The sequence below is a fragment of the Streptomyces sp. NPDC093221 genome, from assembly GCF_044753885.1.
Taxonomy (GTDB): Bacteria; Actinomycetota; Actinomycetes; order Streptomycetales; family Streptomycetaceae; genus Actinacidiphila.
In genome coordinates, this window is sequence record NZ_JBIVOA010000003.1 from 355754 (window position 1) to 381838 (window position 26085).

A 26085-nucleotide genomic window follows, 5' to 3' on the forward strand; every position below is an offset into this window, starting at 1 on the left:
GTGCCCCCTACGCTCTGTTAATGATTGCCGAATTGCAGTGCGTGGTGCTCGACTGTTCCGATCCGGCGGAACTCGCCAGGTTCTACAAGTCGTTGCTCGGCGGTACGGTCGACCGGCCCGATCCGCGCTGGTCGTTGAGCGACGGCTGGGCGACACTGCACACCGCGGCCGGGCTGGTGCTGGCCTTCCAGCGGGTCACCGAATACCGCAGGCCGCGCTGGCCGGAGCCCGCCTCCCCGCAGCAGTTCCACCTCGACTTCGGCGTGCCCGATCTGGCCGAGGCCGAGGAGAAGGTGCTGGCCAGGGGTGCGATCCTGCTCGACGACGGCGCCGGGACCCGGAGCTGGCGCGTCTACGCGGACCCCGCGGGGCACCCCTTCTGCCTGATCAAGCACTGAGTCCCGGCTGATCGGACACCCCGTCCGCGGGTCCGAGTACGGATTCCGCGTGTCCGGCCGCTGATTCCGCGTCTCGGCGCGGATTCCGCATGTCCGGGCGGCGATTCCGCACGTCCGGGCGCCGGGCACACGCCCGGTGACACCGCATCACCCTGTGTGACAGACGCCACGCGGCGATCCGGCAGGCTTGGCCGTCGCTTTACGTGAGCCCTGCAACCGCCGTGATCGGGTAGGGGTCTGTAGTAGACGTACCGTGGTGATCAGGCGTAGCGGACGCGCCGGAACACGACCGTACGTACCGGACGTAAGTGACGCAGTGATACGAGTGGAGCACGGGCATGAGTCGGTTCAGGGGCAGCTTGGGTATCGCGCTGGTGGCCGGAGCGGTGCTCGCGGGCACGAGCGCGTGCGGCGGGAGCGGGCACGACGCCGCCTCGTCCGCTGCCGACGGGAAGGCGTCGGCGTCGGCGAAGCCGAGCGCCACGCCCTCGCCGACGAAGCCGACCCCGAAGGGGCCGCCGATGCTGCTCGACACGATCACCCCGCAGACCGGGACCACGGTCGGCGTCGCGATGCCGGTCTCGGTGCTCTTCACCAACCCGGTGGCGGCCTCGGCCCGCGCGAACATAGAGAAGCACCTCAAGATCACCACGTCCGTGCCGACCACCGGCGCCTGGCACTGGTTCAGCACCACCCGGGTCGACTTCCGGCCCCAGTCGTACTGGAAGCCGGGCACGAAGGTCACGGTCGACGCGAATCTGACCGATGTGCCCAACGGCAACGGGCGGTACGGGGTGCACGGCTACCACCACGCGTTCACCGTCGGCGACGACAACGAGGCGACCGTGTCGGTGCCGGGTCACACGATGAAGGTCACGCACAACGGACAGGTCGTGAAGACCCTGCCGATCGACGCGGGCAGCCCCACGTGGCCCTCCTGGGACGGGACGATGGCCGTCATCGACAAGGCGGAGAAGGTCCACATGACGTCCTGCAGCGTCCACATAACCTGCGACAAGAGCAATCCGGACTACTACGACCTGACCCTGCCGTGGGACGTGCACCTGACGAATTCGGGCACGTACATCCACTACTCGACCGGGGACCCGCAGCCGGGGCACAGCTTCGGTTCGCACGGCTGCGTCCACCTGTCGCTCACCGACGCCAAGTGGTTCTACAACTACGTCAAGCAGGGCGACCCGGTCACCATCACCGGCTCCCCGCGCGGCAAGGCCCCGGGTAACAACGGCTACGCCGACTTCAACCTGTCCTGGTCGCAGTGGCTCCAGGACAGCGGCACCGGGCAGATGACGACCACGACCGCCTGAGACCCGCCGCCTCCTGACCGCTGACCCCGGACCCCTGACCGCTGACCGTCCGAGGTGCGGCGTTGGCGTACCGGCGGCGCGGGACCGGCCGCCCCGGTCCCGCGCCGTCAGCTCTGCGCGGTCGGGCGGACGACGATCTCGCCGACGTCGATGTCGGCGGGCTGCTCGATCGCGAAGGCGATGGCGCGGGCGACGGCGTCCGGCGGCATCGCGATCCCTTCCACCATCTCGGTCAGCTTGGCGCGCGCTTCGGGGCGCCGCATGCCGCCCGCGAATTCGGTCCTCGTCATGCCGGGCGAGACGATCGTCACCCGCAGTTTGCCCCCCGCTTCCTGCCGCAGGCCCTCGGAGACGGCGCGCACGGCCATTTTCGTACCGGAATAGACCGACTGGCTGGGCACAATTCGGTGGGCCGCCGTGGACGCGGTGTTCACGAAATGGCCGAAGCCCTGCGCGCGGAATACCGGAAGCGCGGCGGCGATGCCGTACAGCACGCCTTTGAGATTGACGTCGACCATCTCCTCCCAGTCCTCGACGCGCAGTTCGTCGAGCGGGGAGATCGGCATCGCCCCCGCGTTGCTGACCAGCACGTCGAGCCGCCCGTAGCGCTCGGTCGCCAGGCCCACGAGCCCGGCGACGTCGGCGCGGCTGCGCACGTCGGTGCGCAGGTGGGCGACCTCGCCGCCCGCTTTCCCGATCCGTGCGGCGACCGCGGCGAGCCGGTCCGTCCCACGGGCGCCGAGCACCACTCTCGCGCCGCGTTCGGCGAGCAGCAGCGCGGTCGCCTCGCCGATTCCGCTGCTGGCTCCTGTGATCGCGACGACCTTGTCCTTGATTTCGGTCATGACTTTTCCGTCCCTGCGGGATTGAGGGGTTCGAGTGTGCGGGGGGAGTTCCGCGCACGAGGAATGTAAGAGGTCTATCACTACGGTACGGTAAGAGGGCTATCACGTCCAGCGCGCGAGGAGGCGGCCCGTGTCGGGGAACGCGCAGGGCGGCCCCCAGCGGGGCCGCTACCACCACGGCGAGCTGCGCCCCGCGCTGATCGAGGCGAGCTTCGATCTGCTGGCGGAGGCGGGGCCCGCGGCCTTCTCGGTCGCGCGGGTCGCCCGCAGGCTCGGGGTGAGCACGGCCGCGCCCTACCGGCACTTCGCCGACCGCGACCACCTCTTGGCCGCGGTCGCGACCCGCGCCGCCGAGGAACTGGCCGAGCGGTTCCGGCAGGCGGCCGACGGCGCGGGCCAGGACCCGGCCGAGCGCTTCGCGGCGACCGCGGGGGCGTACGTCCGCTACGTCGGCGCGCGCGGCGCCGGTTTCGACGTGATCTTCGCCAGGCCCCTGGTGGCGCTCCAGGACCGGGACCTCGCCGACGCGGGCCGCCGACTGGTGGACCAGCTCTTCGAGCTGGCCCAGGACGCCCTCGGTCAGGGTCCCGCCGCCGCGCTGACGCTCCTGGAGCAGCACGTGACGGCCGCCCACGGCTACGCGACGCTGCACCCCGGCGGCCTCTTCAGCCGCGTGAGCCCGCGGGAGGGGGTCGACGGCACCGCGGACCTCGCGGTGGCCACGAGCCGCGCCCTGGTGCGCGGCGCGCCCGAAGCCGCCGCCCCCGGTCCGCCCTCTCCCGGACGCCCGCACGACTGACCGCGCGGGACCGGGACCGGGCCGCGACCGGGCCGCGACGGGACCGCCGCAGCGCCGCGACAGGCCCGAGCCGGGCCGCACCGGGGCCGGCGCCGGGCCCGCTCCGGACCCCGCCGACCCGCCAGGGCCAACGCCACGTTCGGTCCTGCGGCCCGCAGGGCGTACCGTCATAGGCGGCGCGTACCGTCGTCCCAGGACGACCTGCCGTTTTCCCACGCACCAGGGCGGAGCCGTCACCAATGACGGCGACGACCGCCGCGGGCGGACCGAGGCAGCGGCGACCGCCGTCATCACCACTCACTGGGGGATCTTCATGGACTCTTCGCCTTCGCTCTTCTCCAATCCGGAGCAGACCGCCCCGCGCCCGGCCACCGTGCCCAACCCGGCGCCGGTCAACGACCCGTTCCTCGCGCCGCCGGAGGCCCCGCACGAGGAAGAGGACGAGGACGCCTCGTAACGACCGGCGCCCCCGTCCCGACCCGTCACCCGGTCACCCCGTCGTTCGGTCACTCGGTCACCCGGATCTTCGGTCACCCCGTCATTCGGTCCGCAGCGCCACCGCCGTCCGCGTCCTGGCCGCCCAGCTCGCCGGGAGCAGCGCCCCGCCCGCGGCGATGGCCAGGCCCGCCACCGCGAGCAGGGCGATCTGCGGGGCGTGGTAGACCGCGAGGTCGGCGTGCGGGATACCCGTACCGGCCGCTTCGCCCATGATCGGCGGCACATGGCCGTGCAGGGCGATACCGAGCGGCACACCCGCGAGTCCCGCGACCGCGCCGACCGAGCCCGCCGTGGTGAGCACCATGGCGACGGTCTGCCGCGGCGCCATGCCGAGCGCTTTGAACACGCCGAGGCCGAGCGCGGTGTCGAGGGCCGCGAGGTAGCGGTCGCGGTCGGTGCCCGCCGTCAGGCGCACGGAGAACGTGTCCGGTCGGAAGGCCAGTCCGACGCGGGTGAGCGTCCGTTCGTCCATTAGGACCCGCGTGCCCGAGTCGCCCGCGGAGAGCGCTTCGCCGACGATACGGACCGGCGTGCCGCGGCCGTCGTGCTCCAGGGTGACGGTGTCGCCGACCCGGACCCCGGCCGCCTTCAGGAACCGGTCGGCGACGACCGCCTCGCCCGGCGCGGTGAACCAGCGCCCTGAGACCATCTGACAAGCACCCCAGGACGAGTCGCCCTGGTACGCCACCACCGTCGTCGCCCCGGCGACGCCCGTGAAATTCGCGGCGACCGACCCGGTGCCGAGGTAGGAGCGGGTGCCCGGCTGGGCGGCCAGAATCCGGCCGACCGCGGCGGGATCGGCCTTCCCGGTCTGCCCGGTCTGCCCCGAGCCCGGCGCCCCGACCGCGCCCGGAGGCGGGGGCGCCTGGGTACGGACCACGACCGAACGGTGACGGCGGCGCGGTCAGCTCCCGCTGACGGTGAAGTCGGTGATGCGCTGGGCGCCGTCGGGTGTGCCGGGGGCGGCGCTGGTCAGGTCGAGGCGCAGCCGCGGGGTGCGGACGGCGGGGAAGGTGATGACCGTCGGCGCGCCGCTCGCCGTCGCCCAGGTGATCGCCGGGTTCTTGACGGGCACGTAGCGGTCGCCGTTCCAGTAGGAGAGCGTGACGGCGCCGGGCAGCGAGTGGGTGGCGTCGACGGTGAAGGTGACCGAGAGGGTGTCGATCCGCTGCGGCGCGGCCCAGGCGACCGAGACCCAGTCGGCGGGGCGGGCGCCGCGGAAGGCGGGCAGCAGGGCGGTGGCGCTCTTGTTGAAGGCGTTGGACCAGCCGGTCGCGGGGTTGCCGTCGAGCATCGCCGCGGGCAGCGCGTTGCCCGCGCCGGAGTAACTGGCGTCCGCCAGCGGGTAGCTGACGGGCCCTGGGCCCGGGTCGGGTGAGAAGCGGACCGGGGGCGTGGTGGCGACGGGTCCCGACGCGCGGCCGGTCCGTATCGAGGTGGACGCGGGGTGCAGCCCCGGCGCGCTCGCGGTCAGGGTGAGGCGGCCCGCCTCGGTGCCCGAGCGGACGATGGCGAGTGCCTTGCCGTGGAAGGCGGTTCTGGTGGTGGCCTGGTAGCGCTCGGCGCTCTCCTGCTGTCCGTTGTCGACTCCGGCCAGGGAGCCGCCGGTGGCCTTGAAGGTGATCAGGTGGCCGGCGCCGGGGACGACGGTGCCGTGCGCGTCGATCACCTCGGCGGTGACGAAGGCCAGGCGATCGCCGTCGGCGGTCAGGGAGTCGCGGTCCGGCGTCAGGCGCAGGCCGCGCGGCTCGCCCGCGGTGCGCAGCACGTCGGTTGCGACCGTCCTGCCGTTCTTCCGGGCGACGGCCTTCAACTCACCGGGTGCGAAGGGGACTTTCCAGGTCAGGTGGAGCTTGCCCGCGCTGCCGTTGGGGCTGGTGTAGCTGCCGGGGTACGGGCCGCCGGTGACCGTCTTGTCGTCGCCGGTCGCCTCGGTGGTCTCCAGATACGTCCGCCCGTCGACGGTCTTCTTGGTGTCGAAGCGCCGCACCCCGAGCGAGCGGCCGTTGAGATACAGCTCGACGGTGTCCGCGTTGGCGTACGCCCAGACCTCGACGGTCTCGCCCGGCGCGTGGTCGGTCCAGTCCATGGGCACCAGGTGGACCATCGGCTCGCTCGTCCACTGGCTGCGGAAGAGGTGGTACATGTCCTTGGGGAAGCCCGCGGTGTCGACGGCGCCGAAGAAGGACGCCTTCACCGGGAAGACGCCGTAGGGCGTGGGTTCGCCGATGTAGTCGGTGCCCGACCAGAGGAATTCGCCGGCGAAGAAGGCGCGGTCGCGGTCCTTCTTCAGGCCGTACTCGCCGCTCATCGTCCAGGACGCGAGGTTGTTGTCGTAGCTGGAGGTGGCGCGCTTGCCCGGGGTGTGGTTCTCGCCGGTGTTGAGGTGTTCCGGCTCCTGGTAGGCGCCGCGGGTCGAGGTCTCGGACGACGACTCGGACTCGAAGAGGAACAGGTGCGGGTAGCGGGCGTGCAGGGCGTCCACGGAGGCCGCGGTGTTGTAGTTGAGGCCGAGGCCGTCGAGTTTGGCGAGCATGAGGTCGGCGGCGGAGCCGACCGCGGGCAGGCCGCGGTATTTGTCGGAGCCGATGACGACCGGACGGCTGGTGTCGCGCGCGCGGACCGCGGTGATCAGCCCGTCGGCCATGCCGAGGCCCGCGGTGCTGGTGGAGTCGGGGATCTCGTTGCCGATCGACCACAGGATGACGGCGGGCGAGTTGCGGGCCGCGTCGACCATCTCGGTGATGTCGGCGGCGCTGTGGGCGTCGAAGAACCGGCCGTAGTCGTAGGTGTTCTTGCCGCTGCGCCAGCAGTCGAACGCCTCGACCATCATGACGATGCCCAGTTCCTCGCAGACCTGGACGATCTCCGGCGACGGCGGATTGTGCGAGGTCCTGAAGGCGTTGACGCCCATCGACCGCATGATCGTCATCTGGCGGCGCACCGCGTCGATGTGGACGGCGGCGCCGAGCGCGCCCTGGTCGTGGTGCAGGTCGACGCCCTTGAGCTTGGCGTACCGCCCGTTGACGAACAGCCCGCGGTCGGGGTCGATCGTGACGTGGCGGATGCCGAAGCCGGTGGTGTACGTGTCCACCGTCCGTCCGTTGACGCGGACTTCGGTCAGCAGGGAGTACCGGTGTTCCGGGGTGTCGAACGACCAGAGGTCGGGGCGGTCCACGCGCAGTTCGGCGGTGACGTCCCGCGCTCCGCCCGCGCCGGGCAGCGTCAGCGGTGAACTGGCCTTCGCCACCTGGCGGCCGCGCCGGTCGAGGACGGTGTTGACGACGGTGGCGGAGGCCGCCGCGCCCGACTCGTTGACGACCGAGACCTGCGCGCGGACGGTGGCGTAGCCCTTGCCGTGCGAGGCGGCGAGGGTGTCGGCGAGTCCCGGCGTCGTCACATGGGTGCCCCAGCGCGCGACATGCACGGGGTCGGTGATGACCAGGCGGGCGTTGCGGTAGATGCCGCTGCCGGAGTACCAGCGGCTGCTGGGGAGTTGGTTGCGGACCTCGACGGCGATGACGTTGGGGGTGCGGCCGTCGGTGTGCAGCAGGTCGGTGAGGTCGAGGGCGAACCCTGTGTAGCCGTAGGGGTGGTTGCCGACGAGTGTGCCGTTGCAGTAGACGTTGCTGTCCATGTAGACGCCGTCGAACTCGACCGAGACACGGCGTCCCGCGACCGAGGGCGGCAGGGTGAACGCCTTGCGGTACCAGCCGAGTCCGCCGGGCAGATAGCCGGTGCCGCCCGAGGTGCCGTTGGCGGTGGTCGGGGTCTGCTCGATGCTCCAGTCGTGCGGGACGCGGACGGTGCGCCAGCGGTAGTCGTCGTAGCCGGGCTGTGCGGCGTCGGCGTAGGCGCCGGTCGGGTCGGTGATGCCGCCCGGGTTGACGAGGGCGAAACGCCACCCGTCGGCGAGGTCGACCGTCCGCGGAATGGTGGTTCCTGTTGATCCGGAACGGGCGCTCGCGACTGCGGTGAGACCGGGGAGCGAGGGTACGGCGACGGCCCCCGCCGCCCCCGCGATCAGGAACGACCTGCGATCGACCGGCATGGTGGATCCCTCCTCATTGAGGTACGCGCATTCCGGCGCCCTCGACCGAGCGTCGGCAACTCACGGGCGAACAACCGGCATTGAACAGAATCAACCAATCGCACACGGATTCTTGCAGGGCCGCACCGCCGGGGGTCAAGGGTCGCGTCACCGCCGGTTCGGCCGGCACAGAAATCGCTGTCGCACACCTTGTCGTGGCACCGCCACACGCCGTATGAATCTATCCATGCATCTTGAAACGTTTCGATCGCATACCAGGAGAACACCGTGAAGCGGCCGGTCCGGACGACCGCCGCTCGCGTCGCCCCCCGGCGCCGCTCGGCGCTCCTCGCGGTGACCGCGGCCGTCGCGGCCCTGCTTCCCGCCGTCGGCTCGGTGACGCCCGCCCAGGCGTCGTCCGGGCACCTCGGCGCACTCGCGCCGACGTCCTTGCAGGTGGACGGGGAGTCCTCGGACGCGGTCGTCGGCGGTCAGCGCCCCACGTTGTCGTGGGTGGTGAACGACTCGCGGCGTGCCGAGGCGCAGACGGCGTATCAGGTCGTGGTCGAGGCGGCGGCCGTCGGGAAGGGCGGCCACGCGCATCAGGTGTGGGATTCGGGCCGCGTCCGTTCGGCCGACTCGGTGAATCGTTCTTATGGTGGTCCCGCGCTGGCGAGCAACACCACCTACACCTGGTCGGTGCGCACCTGGGACCGGGCGGGCGACCGCTCCCCCTGGTCGGCCCCCGCGCACTTCGACACCGCGCTGTTCTCCGCGTCCGACTGGTCCGCGTCCTGGCTGCGGGTCGCCGACGGCGCGCTGGTGCGCGGCGGCGTCGACCTCCCCAAGTCCGTCGCCCGCGCCCGGCTGTACTTCGGCGCGCAGGGCATCGTGGAACCGCACGTCAACGGCGCCGTGGCCGAACCCGGCCAGGTGCTCAACTCGACGGTGACCGACTACACCAAGCGCGTGCTCTACCGCGACTTCGACGTCACCCGGCAACTGGTGCGCGGACACAACGCGTTGGCCTTCATGGCGGGCAAGGGACAGTTCTCCGGGGAGCCGACCTTCGTCGCGCAGCTCAACGTCACCTACACCGACGGCACCTCCGCAACATTCGGCACCGGACCGGCCTGGCGCACCACCGCGGGGCCGGTGACCGGCGACGACTTCTACCTCGGCGAGACGTACGACGCCCGTCGGGCCGTGACCGGCTGGGACACCGCGGGCTTCGACGACAGCGCGTGGAAGGCCGTCGTGGCGGTCGCCGCCGCGACGCACCCGCAGAGCCTCGCGCAGGGCAGGCCGGTGACCTCGCGGGACACGACCTCCTGCTGCGGCTGGTCGCCCGCCGCCCTCACCGACGGCGTCGACGGCTCGACGGACGCCTCCCAGGGCTACCACTCGGCCGTGGCGACGACCGCGGACGACGCCAAGTGGGTGCAGGTCGACCTCGGTTCCGCGCAGCCGCTCTCGGGCGTCAGACTCTTCCCCGCCCGGCCGACCAACGACCCGGCGGGCGACCTGCCCGGCGCCGGATTCCCGGTCCGCTACCGCGTCGAGGCAGGTGACGACCCGACCTTCGCCACCGCGACGACCCTCGTGGACCGTACCGGCGCCGACCAGCCCAACCCCGGTACGGCGTCGGTTTCGATACCGGCCGAGGTGACGGCCCGTTATGTGCGCGTCACGGCCACCAAGCTGTACTGCAACGGCTCCGGGTGCAATCTCCGGCTCGCCGAACTCGGCGTGTACGGCGCCCGCCCGGCCACCGTCTTCAGCGCGCTGACCCGGCTCCAGGCCGACACGACGCCTCCGACGCGTATCGTCGAAACCCTCAAGCCGGTGGCCGTCACGCACCCGGTGGCCGGGTCGCAGGTGTACGACTTCGGGCAGAACATCGTCGGCTGGGTGACGATCAGGGCAAGCGCCCCGTCCGGCACCACCGTTGACATCAAGAAGGGCGAGATCCTCGCCTCGGACGGCCAGGTCACCACGTCCAACATCAGCTTCGGCGACGGCGATCCGGTCCGGCAGACCGAGCATTACACCTTCGCGGGCAAGGGCGCCGAGACCTACGCCCCGCACTTCAACTACTCCGGCTTCCGGTACGCCCAGCTCACCGGCGTGCCCGCGGGCACCGCCGTCACCGTCACCGCGCAAGAAGTGCACTCCGACGTCGCCACAACCGGACAGTTCGACACGTCGAACAAGGTGCTGAACAGCATTCAGACCGCCCTCGTGCAGACCCAGTTGAACAACCTCCAGTCGATTCCGCTGGACTGCCCGACGCGAGAGAAGCACGGCTGGCTCGGCGACGCGGGCGACACCGACGTCGAGGCGATGAGCAACTTCGACATGCGGGCGTTCTACGACCAGTGGGCGCAGACCGTCGTCACCAGCGCCCACCCCGACGGCAGCCTGCCCTCGGTCGCGCCCACCCAGGGCGCCACCGACTGGTTCACCGACCCCGCGTGGGGCTCGGCCTACCCGCAGATCATCTGGGACTCCTACACGCAGTACGGCGACGCGGGCCTGGTGCGCGCCAATTACGCGCAGGTCAAGAGCTGGGTCGACTACCTCGGCACGATCAGCGACAGCGACCACGTCGTCACCGACGCGCCCGGCTCCTGGGGCGACGACTGGGTGGCGACGGTCAGCACCCCGCACGTCTTCTTCCAGACCGGCTACTACTACCTGGACGCCACACTGCTGGCGAAGATGGCCACGGTCGTCGGCGACACCGCGGACGCCAGGCGCTACACCGACCTGGCGCGGCAGATCGGGGCGGGCTTCACCAAGCGGTTCCTCGACGCCGACACCGGTGTGTGGAGCACCGGCACCCAACTGGCCTACGCCATGCCCCTGGTGCTCGGTCTGGTCCCGGCCGCTCAGCAGAAGGCGACCGTCGACCGGCTCGTCCAGGACATCGCCAAGCACGGAAATCACGTGACGACCGGCTTCGTCGGCACGTCCTTCGTCTACCAGGCGCTCGGCATGTCCGGCCGCAACGACGTGGCGCTGGCCGTCGCGGAGCGCACCGACTTCCCGAGCTTCGGCTACATGGTGGCCAACGGCCCCGGCACGATCTGGGAGAAGTGGCCGAACTCCTCGGCGGCGGACGGCACCTCGTCCAAGGACCACATCGGTCTCGCCGGTTCGATCGGCCAGTGGTACTACCAGCAGCTCGGCGGCATCCAGCCGGACACGGGACCGGCGGGCGCCGCGTACCGCGCCTTCACCCTCGCGCCCAGCGTGGTCGGCGACCTCACCCGGGTCTCCGCGCGGCAGCGGACCGCGCGCGGCACGGTCGTCAGCGCCTGGCAGCGCGACGGGTCCACGCTGACCTACCACGCGGTGGTGCCGGTCGGCTCGACCGCGACCATCAAGGTGCCGCTGCTCGGCGGCGCCCGGTCGACGGTGACCGAGAGCGGCCGGACGATCTTCGCGGACGGCCGCCGCGGCCGGAGCGACCCCGGCCTGAGCGTGGGCACGGCGGACGGCACGACGCTCACCGTGACCGCCGGGTCCGGTGACTACACCTTCACCGTCCGCCCGCCGCGGACCCCGTACACCCAGGTGTCGGTCTCCGCGGGCGCGCCCGCGCCCGCACTGGTCAAGGGGAACGGCGGTACGACGATCGGCGCGGTGGTCGAGGGCCACTCGACCGCGCCCGGCGCCACGGCGGCGGTCGGCGCCGACGTCCCCGCGGGCTGGACCGTGACGTCCACGCCCGCCCGCGTCCCGCTGACACCGGCGTCCACCGCGACCTTGGCGAACGTCGAGGTCACACCGCCGAGCGGGACGAGGAGCGGTACGTATCCGGTCACCGTGACCGTACGGTCGTCCGACGGTACGACGGCCAAGGCCGCCATCGAGGTGCTGGTCCTCGGCAGTTGGCCGCAGGGCACCACGGCCGCCGCCTCCAGCGAACACGCGCCGAACGTCGTGGACGGCGCGACCCGTACGTACACCGCGGGCAATGCCGTCGACGGTGATCTGAGCACCTTCTGGAACGACGACACCGACTCCCGGTACCCCGACACCCTGACCGTCACCGCGCCCGCCCCGACCACGCTGAACGGCGTGGGCTTCGCCTCGCACAGCGACGGCGTCCCGACCGCCTTCACCGTCCAGACCTGGGACGGCGCGGCGTGGGTGACACAGGCCGACCTCACCGGCAACACCGACCAGTACCGCTGGATCCCCTTCGCGGGCTCCGTCACCACCACACGGGTCCGCGTCGTGGTGACAGCGGCGCAGAACAGCTTCACCCGGATCGTGGAGCTGACCCCCTAGGACCGCCGTCCCAGGGCGCCTCACACGGGCGGCCCGGCTGTTCGTACCCGTTCGGCTCACCGGGTGCGGAACAGACGGGCCGCCCGTTCCGCTTGCATGGGTGATGGACCGCGCCCGGCCGACCGGGCGGGCGCGCGGCGCGCATCGAGGAAGGGCTCACATGGGACAGCACGACCGGCTGGGCAGGATCGGGATCTGGAGCGGCGCCTGGACGGCGGCGGTGAACGGCGCCGGAGTGACGTACACCGGCGCGTACGACGAGGCCGCCGCCGAGGTCGAGGCGCTGGGGTACGGCGCTGTCTGGCTCGGCGGGAGTCCCGGCGTCGCCGTCGCGGAGCCGCTGCTGAAGGCCACCACCCGGCTGACCGTGGCGACCGGCATCCTCAACATCTGGAACGACGAGGCGGCGGACGTCGCCTCGCAGTGGGCGGCGGTGGAGCGTACGCATCCGGGCCGGTTCCTGCTCGGGCTCGGCGTCAGCCACGGCCCGCTGGTCAAGCGCTACGCGCGGCCGTACTCCGCCATGGTCGACTACCTGGCGGCGCTGGACGCGGCGCCGGAGCCGGTGCCCGCCGGGCGGCGGGTGCTGGCGGCGCTCGGCCCGAAGATGCTGGAGCTGTCCCGTGACCGTGCGGGCGGCGCGCACCCGTATCTGGTCACCCCCGAGCACACCGCGAAGGCGCGCGCGGTCCTCGGTGCGGGGCCGCTGCTCGCGCCAGAGGTCAAGGTCGTGCTGGACACGGATCTGGAGTCGGGGCGTGCCAAGGCCAGGGACCATCTGAAGCTGTACCTGGCGCTGCCCAACTACACGAGCAATCTGCTGCGTTCGGGCTTCACCGAGGAGGACCTGGCGGGCGGTGGCAGCGACCGGCTGGTGGACGCGGTCTTCGCCGTGGGCGACGAGAGCGTCATCGCGGCGCGGGCGGCGGAGTTCCTCGCCGCGGGCGCCGACCACCTCGCGGTCCAGGTGGTCACCGGCGATCCGGCGCGGCCGTTGCCGCTGGCGGAGTGGCGCAGGCTCGCTCCGGTGCTGATCGAGGGCTGAGTCTCCGCTTCTTCGCGCGGAGTTGACCGGGACGCCCGCCCGCCGCGGACGGGCGCCCCGGATTCCCGCGGGATCAACGGCCTTGCAGCGCCTTGACGTTGTTGCCGAAGGTCCAGTTCTTCGAGCCGTCCCAGTTGAGCGACCAGGTCATCAGGCCCTTGAGTGCGCCGCTGTAGCTGTTCCACGCCTGGGAGACCAGACCGGTCGTCATGTAGCCGCCGCCCGCGCCGGGTTGGGCCGGAAGACCGGGGACCTGCTTGTCGTACGGGACGCGGATGGTGGCGCCCTGGACGACGAGCCCCTTGTTGAGGCAGGTGGTCTGCGCGGTGAAGCCGGCCACCGTTCCGGCCTGGTAGGAGTCGCCGGAGCAGCCGTACATGCTGCCGTTGTAGTACTGCATGTTGAGCCACCAGAGCTTGCCGTTGTCGGCGTACTTCTTCACGATCGGCAGGTAGGCGCCCCAGATCGAGCCGTAGGTGATGCTGCCGCCGGTGACGTACGCCGTCTCGGGGGCCATCGTCAGGCCGAAGCCCGCGGGCATCCGGGACAGGACGCCGTCGATGATCCGCTCCAGGTTGGCCTGCGAGGCGGAGAGGGTGTTGATGTTGCCGCTGCCGACCAGGCCGGTCTCGATGTCGATGTCGATGCCGTCGAAGTTGTACTTCTGGAGGATCGGCACGACGGTGGCGACGAAGCGGTCGGCGACCGCGCTCGAGCTGAGGTCGATGCCGGCCGCGGCCCCGCCGATGGACATCAGGATCGTGGCGCCCGCCGCCTTGGCCTGGCACATCTCGGCCGGGGTGGCGACCTTGACGCCGGTGTCCATGCCGTCCTGCCACAGCACGGTGCCGTCGGACTGGATGACGGGGAAGGCCGCGTTGATCACGTTGTAGCCGTGGGCGGCGATCCGGCTGTCGGTGATGGGGATCCAACCGAGGCCGGGGTGCACGCCGTTGGCGGCGCCGTCCCAGTTCTCCCAGTACCCCTGGAGCACCTTGCCCGAGGGCCGTGCCTTGGTCGCGCAAGTGTCGGCCGCGGCCGACGCCGGTTGTGCCGCGTGGGTCGCCGCGGCGACCGGAATCTGCGCCAGGAAGGCCATGGCGAGGCCGACTCCCAGCAGACGCACCCTCCGACCGATCATGTCGTACTCCTCGTGGTGTCGTCGCGCACTCACAGGCCGTAGTGGACCGGATCGTAAAGTGGTCTGAACCACTCGTCAATAGGTCTGGACCAAGCCCGTGGTGCGGCGACGACAGTGACGGGGGATACGGAAGGGTCAGCCGGTGGTCGGACGGAAGGCGTAGGCGGTGGTGGAGACCGCGCACACGCTCGGCGAGATGATCTCGACCCGCAGCACCTTCGCGTTCGCGTCGTAGTCGACGCCCTCGGTCTCGAAGCCGCCCGAGCAGACGCTGACGCGCGGCACCTGGAAGAGGGTGGCGACCCGGCCGGTGACGGGCGTGCCGTCGAGCGCGTGCGGCAGGTCGACCTGGAAGACGTCCTTGGCGTCGTTGTCGGAGACGCAGACCAGCCGGGTCGCGGAGACGAAGTCGCAGCCCTGGACGTCCGTGACGGCCTTGTCGAGGCTGATCTGTCCGGCCTGCGCGAGGGTGCCGCCGGTGGCCGGGGTGGCGGGGTTGGTCAGCGGGGCGGGGAAGACCTGGAGCCGGTTGACCGTGCCCCACTCCCCCTCGACCAGCCACCGCGCGTCCGGCGAGACGGTCGCGAAGGAGTTGTTGAGCAACTCGCCCTGGTCCAGCGGGTGCACGTAGTCGTAGCTGTGCCCGTCGGGCGTGGTGACCTCGAACATCTTAGAGGTGGCGCTGTCGCCGCCCTGGTAGGCGTCGAAGACGTAGCCGTTGACGATGTCCGGGTCTCCGACGTGGTTCCAGCCCGCGATGCGCAGCCGCAGCGGGATCGAGCCGAGGCCGCGGGTGAGGACCGAGCCGTCGGCTCGGGTGGCGATGCCCTCGCCCGCGGTGAGCGTGCTGTACACCGTGTTGCCTGCGGCCACCCACCCGCCGGGCGAGTCGGCGTGCGCGGTGGAGGTGCCCACGGCGGTCAGGGCCGCGGTGGCGAGCAGCAGGGCGGCGGCGCGGCTACGGAGTGCGCGTGCGGTCAACGGAACCCCCGGTGTGGACGGTGGGGGGCCGCCCGCGGCACGGGGCAGCCCTGTGACAGCAGTGACCCTAGGGCCTGACGGGCCGACGCCACCACAGCGCGTGGGCCAACTCGGCCTGAACGGGCGGCGATCGGTTCGTTCGCGCCGGACATGGGTGCGGGGCGGGCGGGGCCGGTCGTGCCGGTCCTCGCCCGCCCCGCGCTCTCCGCGGTGGGCTGCCGGGGTCAGGCGGTCGCCACGGAGAAGATGTGCATGTCACCGCCGTTCGTGCTGGACGGCAGCGTCACACTGGCCAGTTGCTTGCCCGCCTGGAGCGCGATCGGCGCGGTGGAGAAGATCTCGGTGCCCACCGGGTCCTTTCCGCCGCCCTGGACGTCGCGGTACGCGGTGTGCACCGCCACGACGTTGCCGTACGAGGGCTGCTGGGAGCCGCCGCCGAGCGTCCAGTCGCTGAAGCCGATGTCGGCCTTCTGAGTCGTGCCGTCGGTGTACGTCAGCGTCACCGTGCCGGTGGTCTGGCCCTCGCTGGCGCTGCCGAGCAGGCTCAACTTGGTAGCACCGGCTGCGGACTTGGAGACGTCGAGCACTTGGTCGCCGCCGCCCACCACGATGTTGTCGGGCGCGCCGGGCGCCACCTGGGGCCAGGTGAAGTCGAAGCCCCCGGAGGACACCGTGCCGCCGGGCGCGGCACCGGCCGCGGCGAGCGCCGCCGCCGAGTAACTCCAGCCCTCGCCGTCGAAGTTGGCGGACGGATTCGTGTCGTCGGCGGAGATGCCGTTGTTGTTGACGTACCAGGTGAGGGTGCCGCGTACGCCGACCGTCACCGACAGCGAGGCCGCCGGGGCGGTGCCGCCGTGCGCGGAGCCGAGCGTGATCGGGACCGTGTAGACCCCGGCCTTGGTGTCGGCGGCCACCGACACGGAGAACTTCGCGCTGGTGGCGCCGCCCTTCGGGACGGTCACCGTGCCGGACGCGGGCTTGAGCGTGATACCCGCGGGCGGCTTCGCGGTCCAGCGGACGTCGACCTTCTTGTCCTGGATCGTGGACAGCTTGACGGCGGCGTCCGCGGAGCCGCCGGGCTCGATCTTCACCTGGCCGGGGTCGGTTGAGGCGAAGAACGGGGCCTCACCGTCGCGGAAGGACGGCGGCGCGTTCTTGGCCGCGCTCCCCCACGTGGTGTTCGCGGTGCCGCCCAGGGTGTAGTCCAGGGTGCCGCCGCGGGTGACGAACGAGGCGGGGACCCACGGCTGGTCGGACTTCTTGCCGTTGACGCGCAGGCCCTGGATGTAGATGTTCTCGGCCGACGCCCGCGGGGCGTTGACCGTGATCGTCTTCCCGAGCCCGGTGTGGATCACCGCGCGCGGGAAGACCGGGCTGGAGAGCACCAGGTCGGCGCGGCTGGGCACCTGCGGGTACATGCCGAGCGCGGAGAAGACGTACCAGGACGACATCGTGCCCGCGTCGTCGTTGCCGGGGATGCCGCCGGGCGCGTTGGTCCACAGGCCGTCGGTCTCGGCGCGCACGGTCTCCTGGGTCTTGTACGGGGCGCCCAGGTAGTCGTACACGTACGGCGCGTTGATGTCGGGCTCGTTGGTGGCGTCGTAGCGCGTGTCGTCCTTCGCGGAGAAGTCGAAGGTGCCGTCCGGGTTCCGGAAGAAGGCGTCGAGGCGGGAGATCGCGGTCGCGTTGCCGCCCATGGCCTTGGCCAGTCCGGCGATGTCGGAGTAGACCATCCATGTGTAGCGGGCGCTGCTGCCCTCGACGAAGCCGCTGCCGGTCGCGGGGTTGAAGGTGGCTCCCACCCACGACCCGTCGGACTTGCGGTCGCGCATGTAGCCGCCCTGCGCGGTCGCGTTCGGATCGAAGACGTTGGTCCAGTTGCCGCTGCGGTCGAGGAACTTCCGCTGGTTCTTTCGGTCGCCGACCTGTCCCGCCAGCTCCGCGAGACCGAAGTCCGCGGCGGCGTCCTCCAGGGTCTCGGCGGCGCCTCCCCAGCAGTGGCAGTTGTCGGACGGCACGTAACCGAGCGTCAGGTACTTGTCCAACGCCGGTCGCTGGCCCACGCATTCGACGTTGCAGCCGGAGCTGTCGGAGTCGTTGGCGGTCGGCACGGTGGCCGCCTTCACCAGCGAGGCGAGGGCGCCCCTGACGTCGAAGTCCCGGCCGCCGAAGGCGTAGATGCCCGCGAGCGCCGCGTCGGACGGGTCGCCGGACATGATGCTGGTCTTGCCGTTCTCCAGCAGCCAGCGGTCCCATTCGCCGTCGCGCTGCTGGGCATAGTTGAACAGCGACTGCGCGTAGTCACTGCCGACTCTCGGCTGAAGCAGCGTCAGCAACTGCACCTGCGCCCGGTACTGGTCCCAGCCGGAGAAGGTGCCGTACTGCTCGTGCTGTCCCCTGGCCAGCGAGTGGGTCTTGCGGTCGCCGCCCAGATACTGGCCGTTGACGTCGCTGGTGAGGGTCGGCTCCAGCATCGAGTGGTAGAGCGCGGTGTAGAAGGTGGTGTTCTGGTCGGCGGAGCCGCCGGACACCTGGATCTTGCGCAGCGCGGTGTTCCACGCGGCGGTGGCCTTCGACCTGATCGAGTCGAAGCCGGCGCGCTGCGGGTTCTCCGCCGTCAGGTTGGCCTCGGCGTTGCGCGCGCTCACGTATGAGATCGCGACCTTGGCCTGCACCTGCTTGGTGCCGGACGCGAAGGTCACATACGCGCCCGAGCCCTTGCCCGCGGTCGCGTTGCCGCTGGAGTTGTAGCCGGTGCCGCCGCTGGCCGACGTGGAGCCGGGCGTCAGGGTGCCGTCGGTCCAGGTGCCGACCTTGGCGAAGGGCTGGTCGAAGTGGGCCGTGAAGTAGAGGGTGTAGACGTCGTGCCGGTTGTTCGCGCTCTGCGGTCCGCAGAAGTTGCCCGCGCTGACCGAGCCGGTCACGGTACGGGCCGCCGCGTTCACGGTGACGTCCGCCGCGGCGCTGCCGCTCTCGGAGTTGGATGTACGGAACAGCACGCTGGCGGGCTTGTCGGCCGGGAAGCCGAACTGGCCGGTGCCGGTGCGCTCGGTGGTGGTCAGCCGCGCGCTGGCCCCGCTGTCCAGGCCGACCTGGTAATAGCCCGGCTGCGCCGTCTCGTTGGCGTGCGAGAAGGTCGAGGCGTACTTCGCGTCCTTGGTGTCGGCGCTCGGCGAGGAGTCGACGTCGCCCACGTACGGCATGATCGGTATGTCGCCGTTGGCGCCGGAACAGCCCACGCCGTTGAGGTGGGTCAGGCTGAAGCCGCGGATCTTCGTCGCGTCGTACCGGTATCCGCCGGGGGCGGGTGTCGAGAACTGGTTGCCCGTCGAATTCTGCGGGCTCCACGCCAGCATGCCGAACGGCAGCACGGCGCCGGGGTAGGTGTTGCCGGCGTTCGAGGAGCCGATCAGGGGGTTGACGTACGAGGCCGGGTCGGCGTCATGCCCCCCGGAGGCGCCCGGACTCGCGGTGGCGGGTCCGGCGCCGAGGCCCAGGCCGATGCCGAGGACCGCCGTCGCCACCGCGGCCACGGCGCGCACGCCGCGACCCTTCCACCGCCTTCTGTCCACGGGTCGCACTGATCTGTCCGACACGGTTCCCGCCCTTCGTGTGTATCGCTTACGACAACGTTGTCAAACGATCAACTGTAGATGTTCCTCCCGGGGTTGGAGGGTGTCAAGAGTTGTCAGGTACCCGCGGGCGGGGTGGGGTGGCGGCCCGGAGCGGGGTGGGGCGGCGGCCCGGCGGGGGGTGGAGTGCCGGCTCGGCGGGAGGCGGAGTCGCGGCGTCGGGGCGGTGTCACGTACGGCTCGCGGCGGGCGCGCGGGCGGCGGTGTTCGGGCAAGCGGGTGAACACAGCGGGGGGCCGTGACGTCGATCGGGTAACTTTGCCCTGCGCGCCTGCCGCGTGGGCCGCGGGCTGGGATCGGGAGCCGCCCTCCCACAGGCCGGGCGACTTTCGCCGGGGCCTGGTCGGCACTGACCGGCACGGTCCGGGCACTGACCGACGCCGTCCGGCAGCGTCCGACGCCGTCCGAGAAGGGACTTGATGGACACCACCGCCGCCGTCGACCGCTTCGAACTGCCCGCCAGCGCCCGCGCCGTGCTGCGCGCGCTGGCCACCGACGGCCCGGCGACCCGGCCGCAGCTCAGCACCGCGCTCGCGCTGTCCCGGCCCACGATGTCGGTGGCCATGGCGGAGCTGTCACGGCTCGGGCTGGTCGAGGGGCAGGGCAGTTCACGCGGCGCCACCGGGCGCAGCGCCGTCCTCTACTCGCTCGCGCCGACCGCCGGGCACGTCCTCGGCGTCGAGATCGGCGCCACCGTGGTCCGGGCGGCGGCGTACACCCTCGACGGGCAGGAGATCTGCACCGCCGAGGTGCGGCTGCCCTCCGACCAGCCGACGGTCACACCGGAGGCGGCGGACGCGGCGGCGGGGGTGGTGCGTACGGTGCGCGAGGAGGTCGGGGCGCGGTACGGGCCGCTGCGCGAGGTGGTGGTCGCGGCGCCGACGCTGCCGAATGTGGGGGCTTCCGGTGCGGGACGCGGAGGCGGTGGCCTTCAGCCGGACGGCACGGTACGGATCACCGACGCGCTCGCCGTGCCCGACGGCGTGCCGGTCACCGTCGAGAACAACGTCAACTGCGCCGCCGTCGCCGAGCACCGCTTCGGTGTCGCCCGCCACCAGCAGATGTTCGCCTACATCCAGGTCGGCGTGAAGATCGGCGTCGGCATCGTGCTCGACGGACGCCTGATGCAGGGTGCGAACGGCGCCGCCGGTGAGGCCGCCATGCTGCCCTTCCCCTGGTCGGAGTCCCAACAGCCCCGGCGCGCCGGGCTCGAGCACTTCCTCGGCTCCGACGCCCTGATGGAACGCTGCCGCGCCGCCTGGCCCGCCTCCGGCGGCGGGCCCGTGCCGCTGGACGCCAAGGCCCTCTTCGCGTCCGCCGCCTCCGGCCACGCCGCCGCCCGCCGCGTCGTCGACGAACACGCCGCCGCCATCGGCCGCCTCGTCGCCGCCGTCGTCGCCCTGCTCGACCCCGGCCTCGTCGTCCTCGGCGGCGGCGTGGGCCAGAACCAGCTGGTCCTCCTGGAGGTCCGCCGCACCGTCCACGAACTGACCTGGCCCACCGACATCACCATCGGCGGCCTCGCCGACCGCGCCACCCTCCTCGGCGCCGTCCACGTCGCCCTGACCCGCGCCCTGGACTCGATGACCTAGGGCCTGTCCGGCGGATCATGGGCGGTCCAGGCGGCGCCTGGCGCGTGCGAGCGCAAGGCGCCGGGATGGCCTCATAGCGGAGCTATTCGGGTATTCCGGCAACGCGGCGGGCGTGCGTGCCAGGGGTCGAAGGGGCCGTTCGTGATCCGCCGGACAGGCCCTAGGGCCTCCGCAAGGTCCCGTCCGGCTGGTGGGTCAGACGATCAGGACTCTGCGGCCGCGGGTGTGGCCAGCCTGGCTGTCGGCGTGGGCCGCGGCGGCCTCGGCGAGGGGGTAGGAGGTGTCGACGGGGATGCGGAGCGCGCGGCGGGTGATGAGGGCGGCGGCCTCGGCGAGGGCGGCGGGGACGCTGCCCGCGGTGCCGGAGAAGCGGACGCCATGGTCGGGGGCGGTGAGGTCGGCGATGGAGACGACCTTGCGGGGGTCGCCGGTGAGGGCGACGAGTTCGGGGACGACGCCGGAGCCCGCGAGGTCGAGCGCGGCGTGGACGGGGCCGAGGGCGCGGACCCGGTCGGTCCAGCCGTCGCCGTAGGTCGTGGCGAGGGCGCCGAGTTCGCGGAGGTAGTCCTGGTTGGCGGGCCCCGCGGTGCCGATGACGGTGACGCCGCGGTCGCGGGCGATCTGGAGGACGGCTGATCCGACGCCCCCGGAGGCGCCGCTGACCAGCAGGGTCTGTCCCGGCTCGACGCCGACCTCGCGGAGGATCCGCAGCGCGGTCTCGACCACGGAGGGGTATCCGGCCGCCTCTTCGAAGGTCAGCCCTTCGGGGATCCGGGCCCAGGCCGAGAGGACCGCGAACTCGGCGTAGGTGCTGGTCCCTTCACCGAATACGTGGTCGCCGATCTCGACACCGTCGACGCCCTCGCCGATCTCGTCCACCACCCCGGCGGCGTCCAACCCGACGCCCGCGGGCAGTTGGACCGGATGGGCCTTGAGGATCTGGCCTTCGCGGACCCGCCAGTCGGCGGGGTTCACACCGGCCGCCCGTACGGCGACGCGTATCAGGCCGGGGCCCGCGTGGGGCTCCTCGGCGTCGATGAGGCGCAGGACATCGGGGCCGCCGAACTCGGCGAAGCTCACTTTCTTCATGCGACGGACCGTAACACTAACGGTTAGCGTTTTGAAACCGTTCCTGTTTCGTAGCTGATAGTGTGCAGTCATGACCGTGCCGACCGGGCGCCGTGAGCGCAAGAAGGCCGCGACCCGCCGGAAGATCGCCGACACCGCCCTGCGGCTCTTCCTGGAGCGCGGCTACGACGCGGTGGGAATCCGTGACGTGGCGGCCGAGGCCGACGTGGCCGTCACCACGCTCTTCTCGCACTTCGCCGCCAAAGAGGCGCTGGTGTTCGAGCAGGACGAGGACTTCGAGGAACGCCTCACGCGGGCGGTCACCGACCGGGCGCCGGACGAGCCGGTCGTGCCCGCGCTGCGCCGCGAGATACACGCCCTGGTACGGCACTGCACCGCGGACGGCGCCGCGCCGGTCTGGCGGATGATCGACGGGTCGCCCGCGCTGCGGAAGTACGAGGAGTCGATGCGGCTGCGGCACGCGGAGTCGGTGGCCGCGTCCCTCGTCGCCGATCCCGGACTGCCGCAGAGCGCGACGGCCTGCCGGACGCTCGCGAGGTTCGTGATCGACGCATTCTCGCTGGCCCGCGAGTCGGCCGATCCGCAGGCCGCGGTGGACGAGGTCTTCGCGATGATCGAGGCGGCCTGGGAGGCCGCCCGCCCCTCACGGCAGGCGTGAGGAACGCGAAGAACGCGGGGAACGCGACGACCGCCAGGAACGCCGGGAACGCCAGGGACGGGACGCAGCGACCCGCGGCTCAGGCAGAGAAAGCCCGCCCGCGGCTCACGGGCGGAAGGTGCGGCCCCGCACCGTCCCCTCCGCGATCCCGACGTAGACCTCCGCGACCTCGCGGACGGGGGTGCCCGCGGCGGGATCGGCGGACATGGCCCGGAGGGTCTCACTGATCCAGCCGGGGCTGACGAGGTTGAGGCGCAGCCCGCGCGGGAGTTCGCTCGCGGCGTTGCGGACGAAGCCCTCGAGGCCGCTGTTGATGAGCGCGCCCAGCGAGCCGCCCGCCATGGGCGCGGCGAAGGTGCCGCCGGTCAGGGTGATGGAGCCGCCGTCGCGCACATGGCGGGCCGCGCGCTGGACCAGGGCGACCTGGCCCCAGAGTTTGGCCCGCACCCCGGTCGCGAAGTCCTCGTCCGTGGCCGACGCCAGCTCCAGCAGCGGGCCGTTGGCGGCGCAGCACACGACCGCGTCCAGACCGTCGACCTCACCGAAGAGCGTGTCCATCGTGGACGGGACTTCGAGGTCCACCTTCAGCGGACCCCGGCGCGAGGCCGCGACCACCTCGTGCCGTGCCGCTGTCAGCGCGGCGGCCACCGCGCTCCCGACGGTTCCGGAAGCTCCGATCACCAGTGCCCTCATGCCCCCGATCATCCCCCACCGGCCCCCTCCCCCTCAACGGCCCCACCCGACCCGGTCAGTACGGGTAGTGGACCGGCGTGGACTGCACGGTGAGCCACCGCAGTTGGGTGAATTCGTGGAGGTTGGACTCACCGCCGGAACGGCCGCCGAGGCCGGACGCGGCGAGTCCGCCGAAGGGCGCCTGGGGCTCGTCGAGGCAGGTCGAGTCGTTGACGTGGACCATGGCGGAGCCGAGCCCCGCGGCGAGGCGGCGACCGCGCGCGAGGTCGGAGGTGAGGACGGCGTCGACCAGGCCGTACGGGGTGTCGTTGGCGACGGCGAGAGCCTCGGCGTCGGTGTCGACGGCCAGCACGGGGGCGATGGGGGCGAAGATCTCCTCGGTCCACAGGGCCATGTCGCGGGTGACATCGGTGACGACGGTGGGCCGGTGGAAGAGGCCGTCGCCGTCGCCGCCCTCGACGACGGTGGCACCCGCGGCGACGGCCTCGGCGAGGAGTTCGCGGGCCCGTTCGCGCTGTTCGGCGCTGATCATCGGGCCGAGGCCGACGCCGTCCCTGGTCGGGTCGCCGACGGTGATCCGGGCGGCACGCGCGGCGAGACCGGCGACGTAGGCGTCGAAGACGGGCCGCTGGACGATGTGCCGGCCCGCGGTGATGCAGGTCTGGCCCTGGTAGTGGAAGGCGGACCAGGCGCCGATCTGTCCGGCCTGGTCGAGGTCGGCGTCGTCCAGGACGATCAGGGCGTTGTTGCCGCCGAGTTCGAGGGAGACCTTCTTCAGGCGCTCGCCCGCCTCCCGCGCGATGGTGCGGCCGACGGCGCTGGATCCGGTGAAGTGGACCATGGCGATGTCGGGGTGCGCGGTCAGCGCCTCGCCGGTGTCCTGCCCGCCGGGCACGACCTGGAGTACGCCCGCGGGCAGTCCGGCCTCGGCGAAGACATCGGCGATCAGCAGTCCGCCGCTGAGCGGGGTGTGCGGTGAGGGCTTGAGGACGACGGCGTTGCCGACGGCGAGGGCGGGCGCGAGGACGCGCATGGCCAGCACCAGCGGGAAGTTCCACGGGGTGATCACACCGACGACGCCCAACGGGACGCGCTGCGCGACGCTTTCCCGGCCGGGCGCGCGCGTGGGCAGCGTCTCGGCCCGTATGTGACCGGCGAGCGCGGCGGCAAGGTGGAGTTCTTCGACCGCTCCGGCGATCTCGTACTCGGCCTTGCCGCGGATCGAGCCGGTCTCGCGGACGAGGAGGTCGGCGAACTCCCCCGCGCGGGCGCGCAGTCGGGCGGCGGCCTCGCGCAGCACGTCGGCGCGGACGCCGAAGTCCGCGGCGGCCCAGGCCCGTCCGGCGACGGCGGCCTCCCGCGCGGCGCGGTCCAGGTCGGCGGGCGAGGCCCAGCCCGCCCGGCCGAGCGGTTCCTGGCGCGCCTTGTCGAGGACCGTCGACGTACGCCCGTTCTCGGCCGGGACGAAGGCCCCGCCGACGAAGAGAGCGCCGTCCCGGGCGCGCGGCGTGGATGGGGTCGGCATAACGGGCCTCCGTGTCGAAGCACTGGTCGAAGTACGGGTGTTGCGGTGCGGGTCCCGGTGGCGCCGCGCCTCGGGTACGGGCGCGCGGCGGTACGGCGGCCCGCGCGGCGGTGTCCTCGCGGTCCGCGCGCGCCCGGGCAGCACGGCAGCGCCGGTCCGGCCGTCTGAGTTTGTTAACCTTCCGAACTCTCACCGTAGCAGCGAAGACCGGCTTTGAGGAGGGCCGTCCGGCAGGAGGGCCGTCCGGCAGGAGGCGTTCCGTCCGCGTCAACCGCTGAGCCGTGCCCCCTGGTCCTTCTCCGTGGCGACCGCGGCGGAGGACAGGAGCGTCGCGGCGGCGAGGCTGCCCCACAGAGCGGTCGAGCCGTACGGGGCGAGGGCGGTGATGGCCGCGGGAGAAACGGCGAGGCCGAAGCCGGTGGAGAGTTGGAAGCGGGCGAGGGTGCGCCCCAGGACGTGGGCCGGCGCGAGGGCGGTGACCAGCGCGGTGGCGCTTCCGGCGTAGATGATCTCGCCGAGCGTGCAGACCACGGACACGGTGGCCACGGCCGGGGCGCCCCAGCCGTGCCGCAGTTCGGTGGCCGCGAGGAAGCCGAGGTAGGACGCGGTGAGGACGACCCCGGCGAGGGCGAGCACGGACCGCCGGGAGAAGCGGGACATCAGGACGGTGACCGGGACCTGGAGGGTGACCACCAGCACGGTGTTGGCCACGAAGACGGCCGCCGACCACACCGGGGACGCGTGCAGTTGGGTCACCAGGACCAACGGGAGCGCGATCTCGGGGACGTTGAGGCAGAAGACGTAGACCACATTGGCGGCCAGCAGCGCGCGCATCCGGGGCGCGGGACCGCTGTCGCCGCCCTCGGCGGGGGCGGCGGCCGGGTCCGCGCGCAGCCGGACCGACCACGCCAGGGCGGCGGCGGTGACATACGCGAGCCCGGTGACGCCCGCCAGGACCTGCAACGCGGCGGCGCCGCCCGCCAGGCACGCGGTGGCGAGCAGCGCGCCCGCTCCCATACCGGCGTTGCGCAGGGCGCGGCCCGCCGCGAGCGCGGTGTCGCGGTCCCTGCCGTGAGCGACGGTGGCCACCACGGCGGCGTGGGCGGCGGGCCACGCCTGGTTGCCGATGCCGAGGAAGAGCGCCGCCGCCGCGAACATCCAGCCGTTGCCCGCCGGGGTGGCCAGCAGCAGCGCCACGCCCAGCACGCGCACCAGCATCGACGCCGCCACGGCCGTACTGCGCGCGCCCCGGTCCAGCCACAGCCCGACGGCGGGCACACACACCAGCCCCACGACGACACCGGCCGTCATGGCGATGCCGGTGGCGGGCGCGGACAGGCTCAGCACCGTCACCCCGTAGAGCAGCAGGAACGGCCGGAGCAGGCCGGTGCCGAGCGCGTCCACGGTCATGGCGACGGCGTAGCGGGGGCCTCCGAAGGCGCGGACGAGGGCGCGGGGCCGGATCTGGGTGGTGGTTGCCATGGCGACAACGGTGCGTTCGGCCGCCGCGCCCGCCGCGTCGGTTGACGCAG

General features: G+C 72.2%; 18 protein-coding genes. 8 read left to right on the forward strand and 10 right to left on the reverse strand.

Going from position 1 to position 26085, the window contains the following annotated elements:
- The first annotated feature begins 20 nt into the window (after positions 1-20).
- The gene (locus ACIQCJ_RS13535; RefSeq protein WP_188284292.1) at positions 21-398 is read left to right on the forward strand and encodes a VOC family protein; all 378 of its coding nucleotides are present in this window, start codon (positions 21-23) and stop codon (positions 396-398) included.
- Between the two features lie 338 nt (positions 399-736).
- Entirely contained in the window at positions 737-1726 is a 990-nt protein-coding gene (locus ACIQCJ_RS13540; protein WP_355341629.1) for a L,D-transpeptidase, read from the forward strand.
- 107 nt (positions 1727-1833) lie between these two features.
- On the opposite strand, the gene ACIQCJ_RS13545 is transcribed toward ACIQCJ_RS13540, so the two are convergent.
- Entirely contained in the window at positions 1834-2571 is a 738-nt protein-coding gene (locus ACIQCJ_RS13545; protein ID WP_402711437.1) for an SDR family oxidoreductase, read from the reverse strand.
- Positions 2572-2701: 130 nt separating this feature from the next.
- On the opposite strand from ACIQCJ_RS13545, the gene ACIQCJ_RS13550 reads away from it, so the two are divergent.
- Positions 2702-3370: a TetR/AcrR family transcriptional regulator gene (locus ACIQCJ_RS13550; RefSeq protein ID WP_402711438.1), complete on the forward strand. Its 669-nt coding sequence runs from the start codon at positions 2702-2704 to the stop codon at positions 3368-3370.
- A gap of 313 nt (positions 3371-3683) precedes the next feature.
- On the forward strand, positions 3684-3827 hold the full coding sequence (locus tag ACIQCJ_RS13555; protein WP_391045879.1) for a hypothetical protein: 144 nt from the start codon (positions 3684-3686) through the stop codon (positions 3825-3827).
- Positions 3828-3908: 81 nt separating this feature from the next.
- Here the strand turns inward: ACIQCJ_RS13555 and ACIQCJ_RS13560 are convergent, their stop codons facing one another.
- Both ACIQCJ_RS13560 and ACIQCJ_RS13565 read right to left on the reverse strand, forming a co-directional pair.
- On the reverse strand, positions 3909-4748 hold the full coding sequence (locus tag ACIQCJ_RS13560) for an ABC transporter permease (RefSeq protein ID WP_402711439.1): 840 nt from the start codon (positions 4746-4748) through the stop codon (positions 3909-3911).
- 24 nt (positions 4749-4772) lie between these two features.
- Positions 4773-7919, reverse strand: coding sequence for a glycoside hydrolase family 2 TIM barrel-domain containing protein (locus tag ACIQCJ_RS13565; RefSeq protein WP_402711440.1), 3147 nt, complete (start codon positions 7917-7919; stop codon positions 4773-4775).
- Between the two features lie 267 nt (positions 7920-8186).
- Between ACIQCJ_RS13565 and ACIQCJ_RS13570 the strand changes: the two genes are divergently transcribed.
- Together ACIQCJ_RS13570 and ACIQCJ_RS13575 are read left to right on the forward strand one after the other, a co-directional pair.
- Positions 8187-12197, forward strand: coding sequence for a family 78 glycoside hydrolase catalytic domain (locus ACIQCJ_RS13570; RefSeq protein ID WP_402711441.1), 4011 nt, complete (start codon positions 8187-8189; stop codon positions 12195-12197).
- A 160-nt stretch (positions 12198-12357) separates the two neighbouring features.
- A complete protein-coding gene (locus tag ACIQCJ_RS13575; protein WP_391045885.1) occupies positions 12358-13242 on the forward strand; it encodes a TIGR03620 family F420-dependent LLM class oxidoreductase in 885 nt (294 codons plus the stop codon).
- A 73-nt stretch (positions 13243-13315) separates the two neighbouring features.
- Here the strand turns inward: ACIQCJ_RS13575 and ACIQCJ_RS13580 are convergent, their stop codons facing one another.
- From ACIQCJ_RS13580 to ACIQCJ_RS13590, 3 genes are all read right to left on the reverse strand, one after another.
- Positions 13316-14383, reverse strand: coding sequence for a chitinase (locus ACIQCJ_RS13580; RefSeq protein WP_355341605.1), 1068 nt, complete (start codon positions 14381-14383; stop codon positions 13316-13318).
- A gap of 135 nt (positions 14384-14518) precedes the next feature.
- Complete coding sequence (locus ACIQCJ_RS13585) at positions 14519-15364, reverse strand: hypothetical protein (RefSeq protein WP_402711442.1); 846 nt, start codon at positions 15362-15364, stop codon at positions 14519-14521.
- A 224-nt stretch (positions 15365-15588) separates the two neighbouring features.
- Positions 15589-18906 carry a GH92 family glycosyl hydrolase gene (locus tag ACIQCJ_RS13590; RefSeq protein WP_402711443.1) on the reverse strand — a complete coding sequence of 1106 codons (3318 nt, stop codon included), beginning with the start codon at positions 18904-18906 and terminating at the stop codon, positions 15589-15591.
- Positions 18907-19415: 509 nt separating this feature from the next.
- Here ACIQCJ_RS13590 and ACIQCJ_RS13595 point away from each other — a divergent pair.
- The gene (locus ACIQCJ_RS13595) at positions 19416-20588 is read left to right on the forward strand and encodes an ROK family transcriptional regulator (RefSeq protein ID WP_355341596.1); all 1173 of its coding nucleotides are present in this window, start codon (positions 19416-19418) and stop codon (positions 20586-20588) included.
- Positions 20589-20783: 195 nt separating this feature from the next.
- Here the strand turns inward: ACIQCJ_RS13595 and ACIQCJ_RS13600 are convergent, their stop codons facing one another.
- A complete protein-coding gene (locus tag ACIQCJ_RS13600) occupies positions 20784-21677 on the reverse strand; it encodes an NADP-dependent oxidoreductase (protein WP_401308419.1) in 894 nt (297 codons plus the stop codon).
- A gap of 70 nt (positions 21678-21747) precedes the next feature.
- Here ACIQCJ_RS13600 and ACIQCJ_RS13605 point away from each other — a divergent pair, with 70 nt between their 5' ends.
- Positions 21748-22335: a TetR/AcrR family transcriptional regulator gene (locus ACIQCJ_RS13605; RefSeq protein WP_402711444.1), complete on the forward strand. Its 588-nt coding sequence runs from the start codon at positions 21748-21750 to the stop codon at positions 22333-22335.
- A gap of 105 nt (positions 22336-22440) precedes the next feature.
- Here the strand turns inward: ACIQCJ_RS13605 and ACIQCJ_RS13610 are convergent, their stop codons facing one another.
- From ACIQCJ_RS13610 to ACIQCJ_RS13620, 3 genes are all read right to left on the reverse strand, one after another.
- Positions 22441-23028 (reverse strand): short chain dehydrogenase, encoded by a 588-nt coding sequence (locus ACIQCJ_RS13610; protein ID WP_355341587.1) that lies wholly within the window; start codon positions 23026-23028, stop codon positions 22441-22443.
- Between the two features lie 55 nt (positions 23029-23083).
- The gene (locus tag ACIQCJ_RS13615; RefSeq protein WP_402711445.1) at positions 23084-24553 is read right to left on the reverse strand and encodes an aldehyde dehydrogenase family protein; all 1470 of its coding nucleotides are present in this window, start codon (positions 24551-24553) and stop codon (positions 23084-23086) included.
- A 267-nt stretch (positions 24554-24820) separates the two neighbouring features.
- Positions 24821-26035 carry an MFS transporter gene (locus tag ACIQCJ_RS13620; RefSeq protein ID WP_402711446.1) on the reverse strand — a complete coding sequence of 405 codons (1215 nt, stop codon included), beginning with the start codon at positions 26033-26035 and terminating at the stop codon, positions 24821-24823.
- Positions 26036-26085: the final 50 nt, after the last annotated feature.

Excerpts from the sequence above, each read along its gene's own strand:
- ACIQCJ_RS13610 (WP_355341587.1), bottom strand. The coding sequence starts at position 23,028 with ATGAGGGCACTGGTGATCGGAGCTTCCGGAACCGTCGGGAGCGCGGTG.
- ACIQCJ_RS13555 (WP_391045879.1), top strand. The coding sequence starts at position 3,684 with ATGGACTCTTCGCCTTCGCTCTTCTCCAATCCGGAGCAGACCGCCCCG.
- ACIQCJ_RS13605 (WP_402711444.1), top strand. The coding sequence starts at position 21,748 with ATGACCGTGCCGACCGGGCGCCGTGAGCGCAAGAAGGCCGCGACCCGC.
- ACIQCJ_RS13540 (WP_355341629.1), top strand. The coding sequence starts at position 737 with ATGAGTCGGTTCAGGGGCAGCTTGGGTATCGCGCTGGTGGCCGGAGCG.
- ACIQCJ_RS13545 (WP_402711437.1), bottom strand. The coding sequence starts at position 2,571 with ATGACCGAAATCAAGGACAAGGTCGTCGCGATCACAGGAGCCAGCAGC.
- ACIQCJ_RS13535 (WP_188284292.1), top strand. The coding sequence starts at position 21 with ATGATTGCCGAATTGCAGTGCGTGGTGCTCGACTGTTCCGATCCGGCG.
- ACIQCJ_RS13595 (WP_355341596.1), top strand. The coding sequence starts at position 19,416 with ATGGACACCACCGCCGCCGTCGACCGCTTCGAACTGCCCGCCAGCGCC.
- ACIQCJ_RS13580 (WP_355341605.1), bottom strand. The coding sequence starts at position 14,383 with ATGATCGGTCGGAGGGTGCGTCTGCTGGGAGTCGGCCTCGCCATGGCC.
- ACIQCJ_RS13575 (WP_391045885.1), top strand. The coding sequence starts at position 12,358 with ATGGGACAGCACGACCGGCTGGGCAGGATCGGGATCTGGAGCGGCGCC.
- ACIQCJ_RS13615 (WP_402711445.1), bottom strand. The coding sequence starts at position 24,553 with ATGCCGACCCCATCCACGCCGCGCGCCCGGGACGGCGCTCTCTTCGTC.
- ACIQCJ_RS13565 (WP_402711440.1), bottom strand. The coding sequence starts at position 7,919 with ATGCCGGTCGATCGCAGGTCGTTCCTGATCGCGGGGGCGGCGGGGGCC.
- ACIQCJ_RS13600 (WP_401308419.1), bottom strand. The coding sequence starts at position 21,677 with ATGAAGAAAGTGAGCTTCGCCGAGTTCGGCGGCCCCGATGTCCTGCGC.
- ACIQCJ_RS13620 (WP_402711446.1), bottom strand. The coding sequence starts at position 26,035 with ATGGCAACCACCACCCAGATCCGGCCCCGCGCCCTCGTCCGCGCCTTC.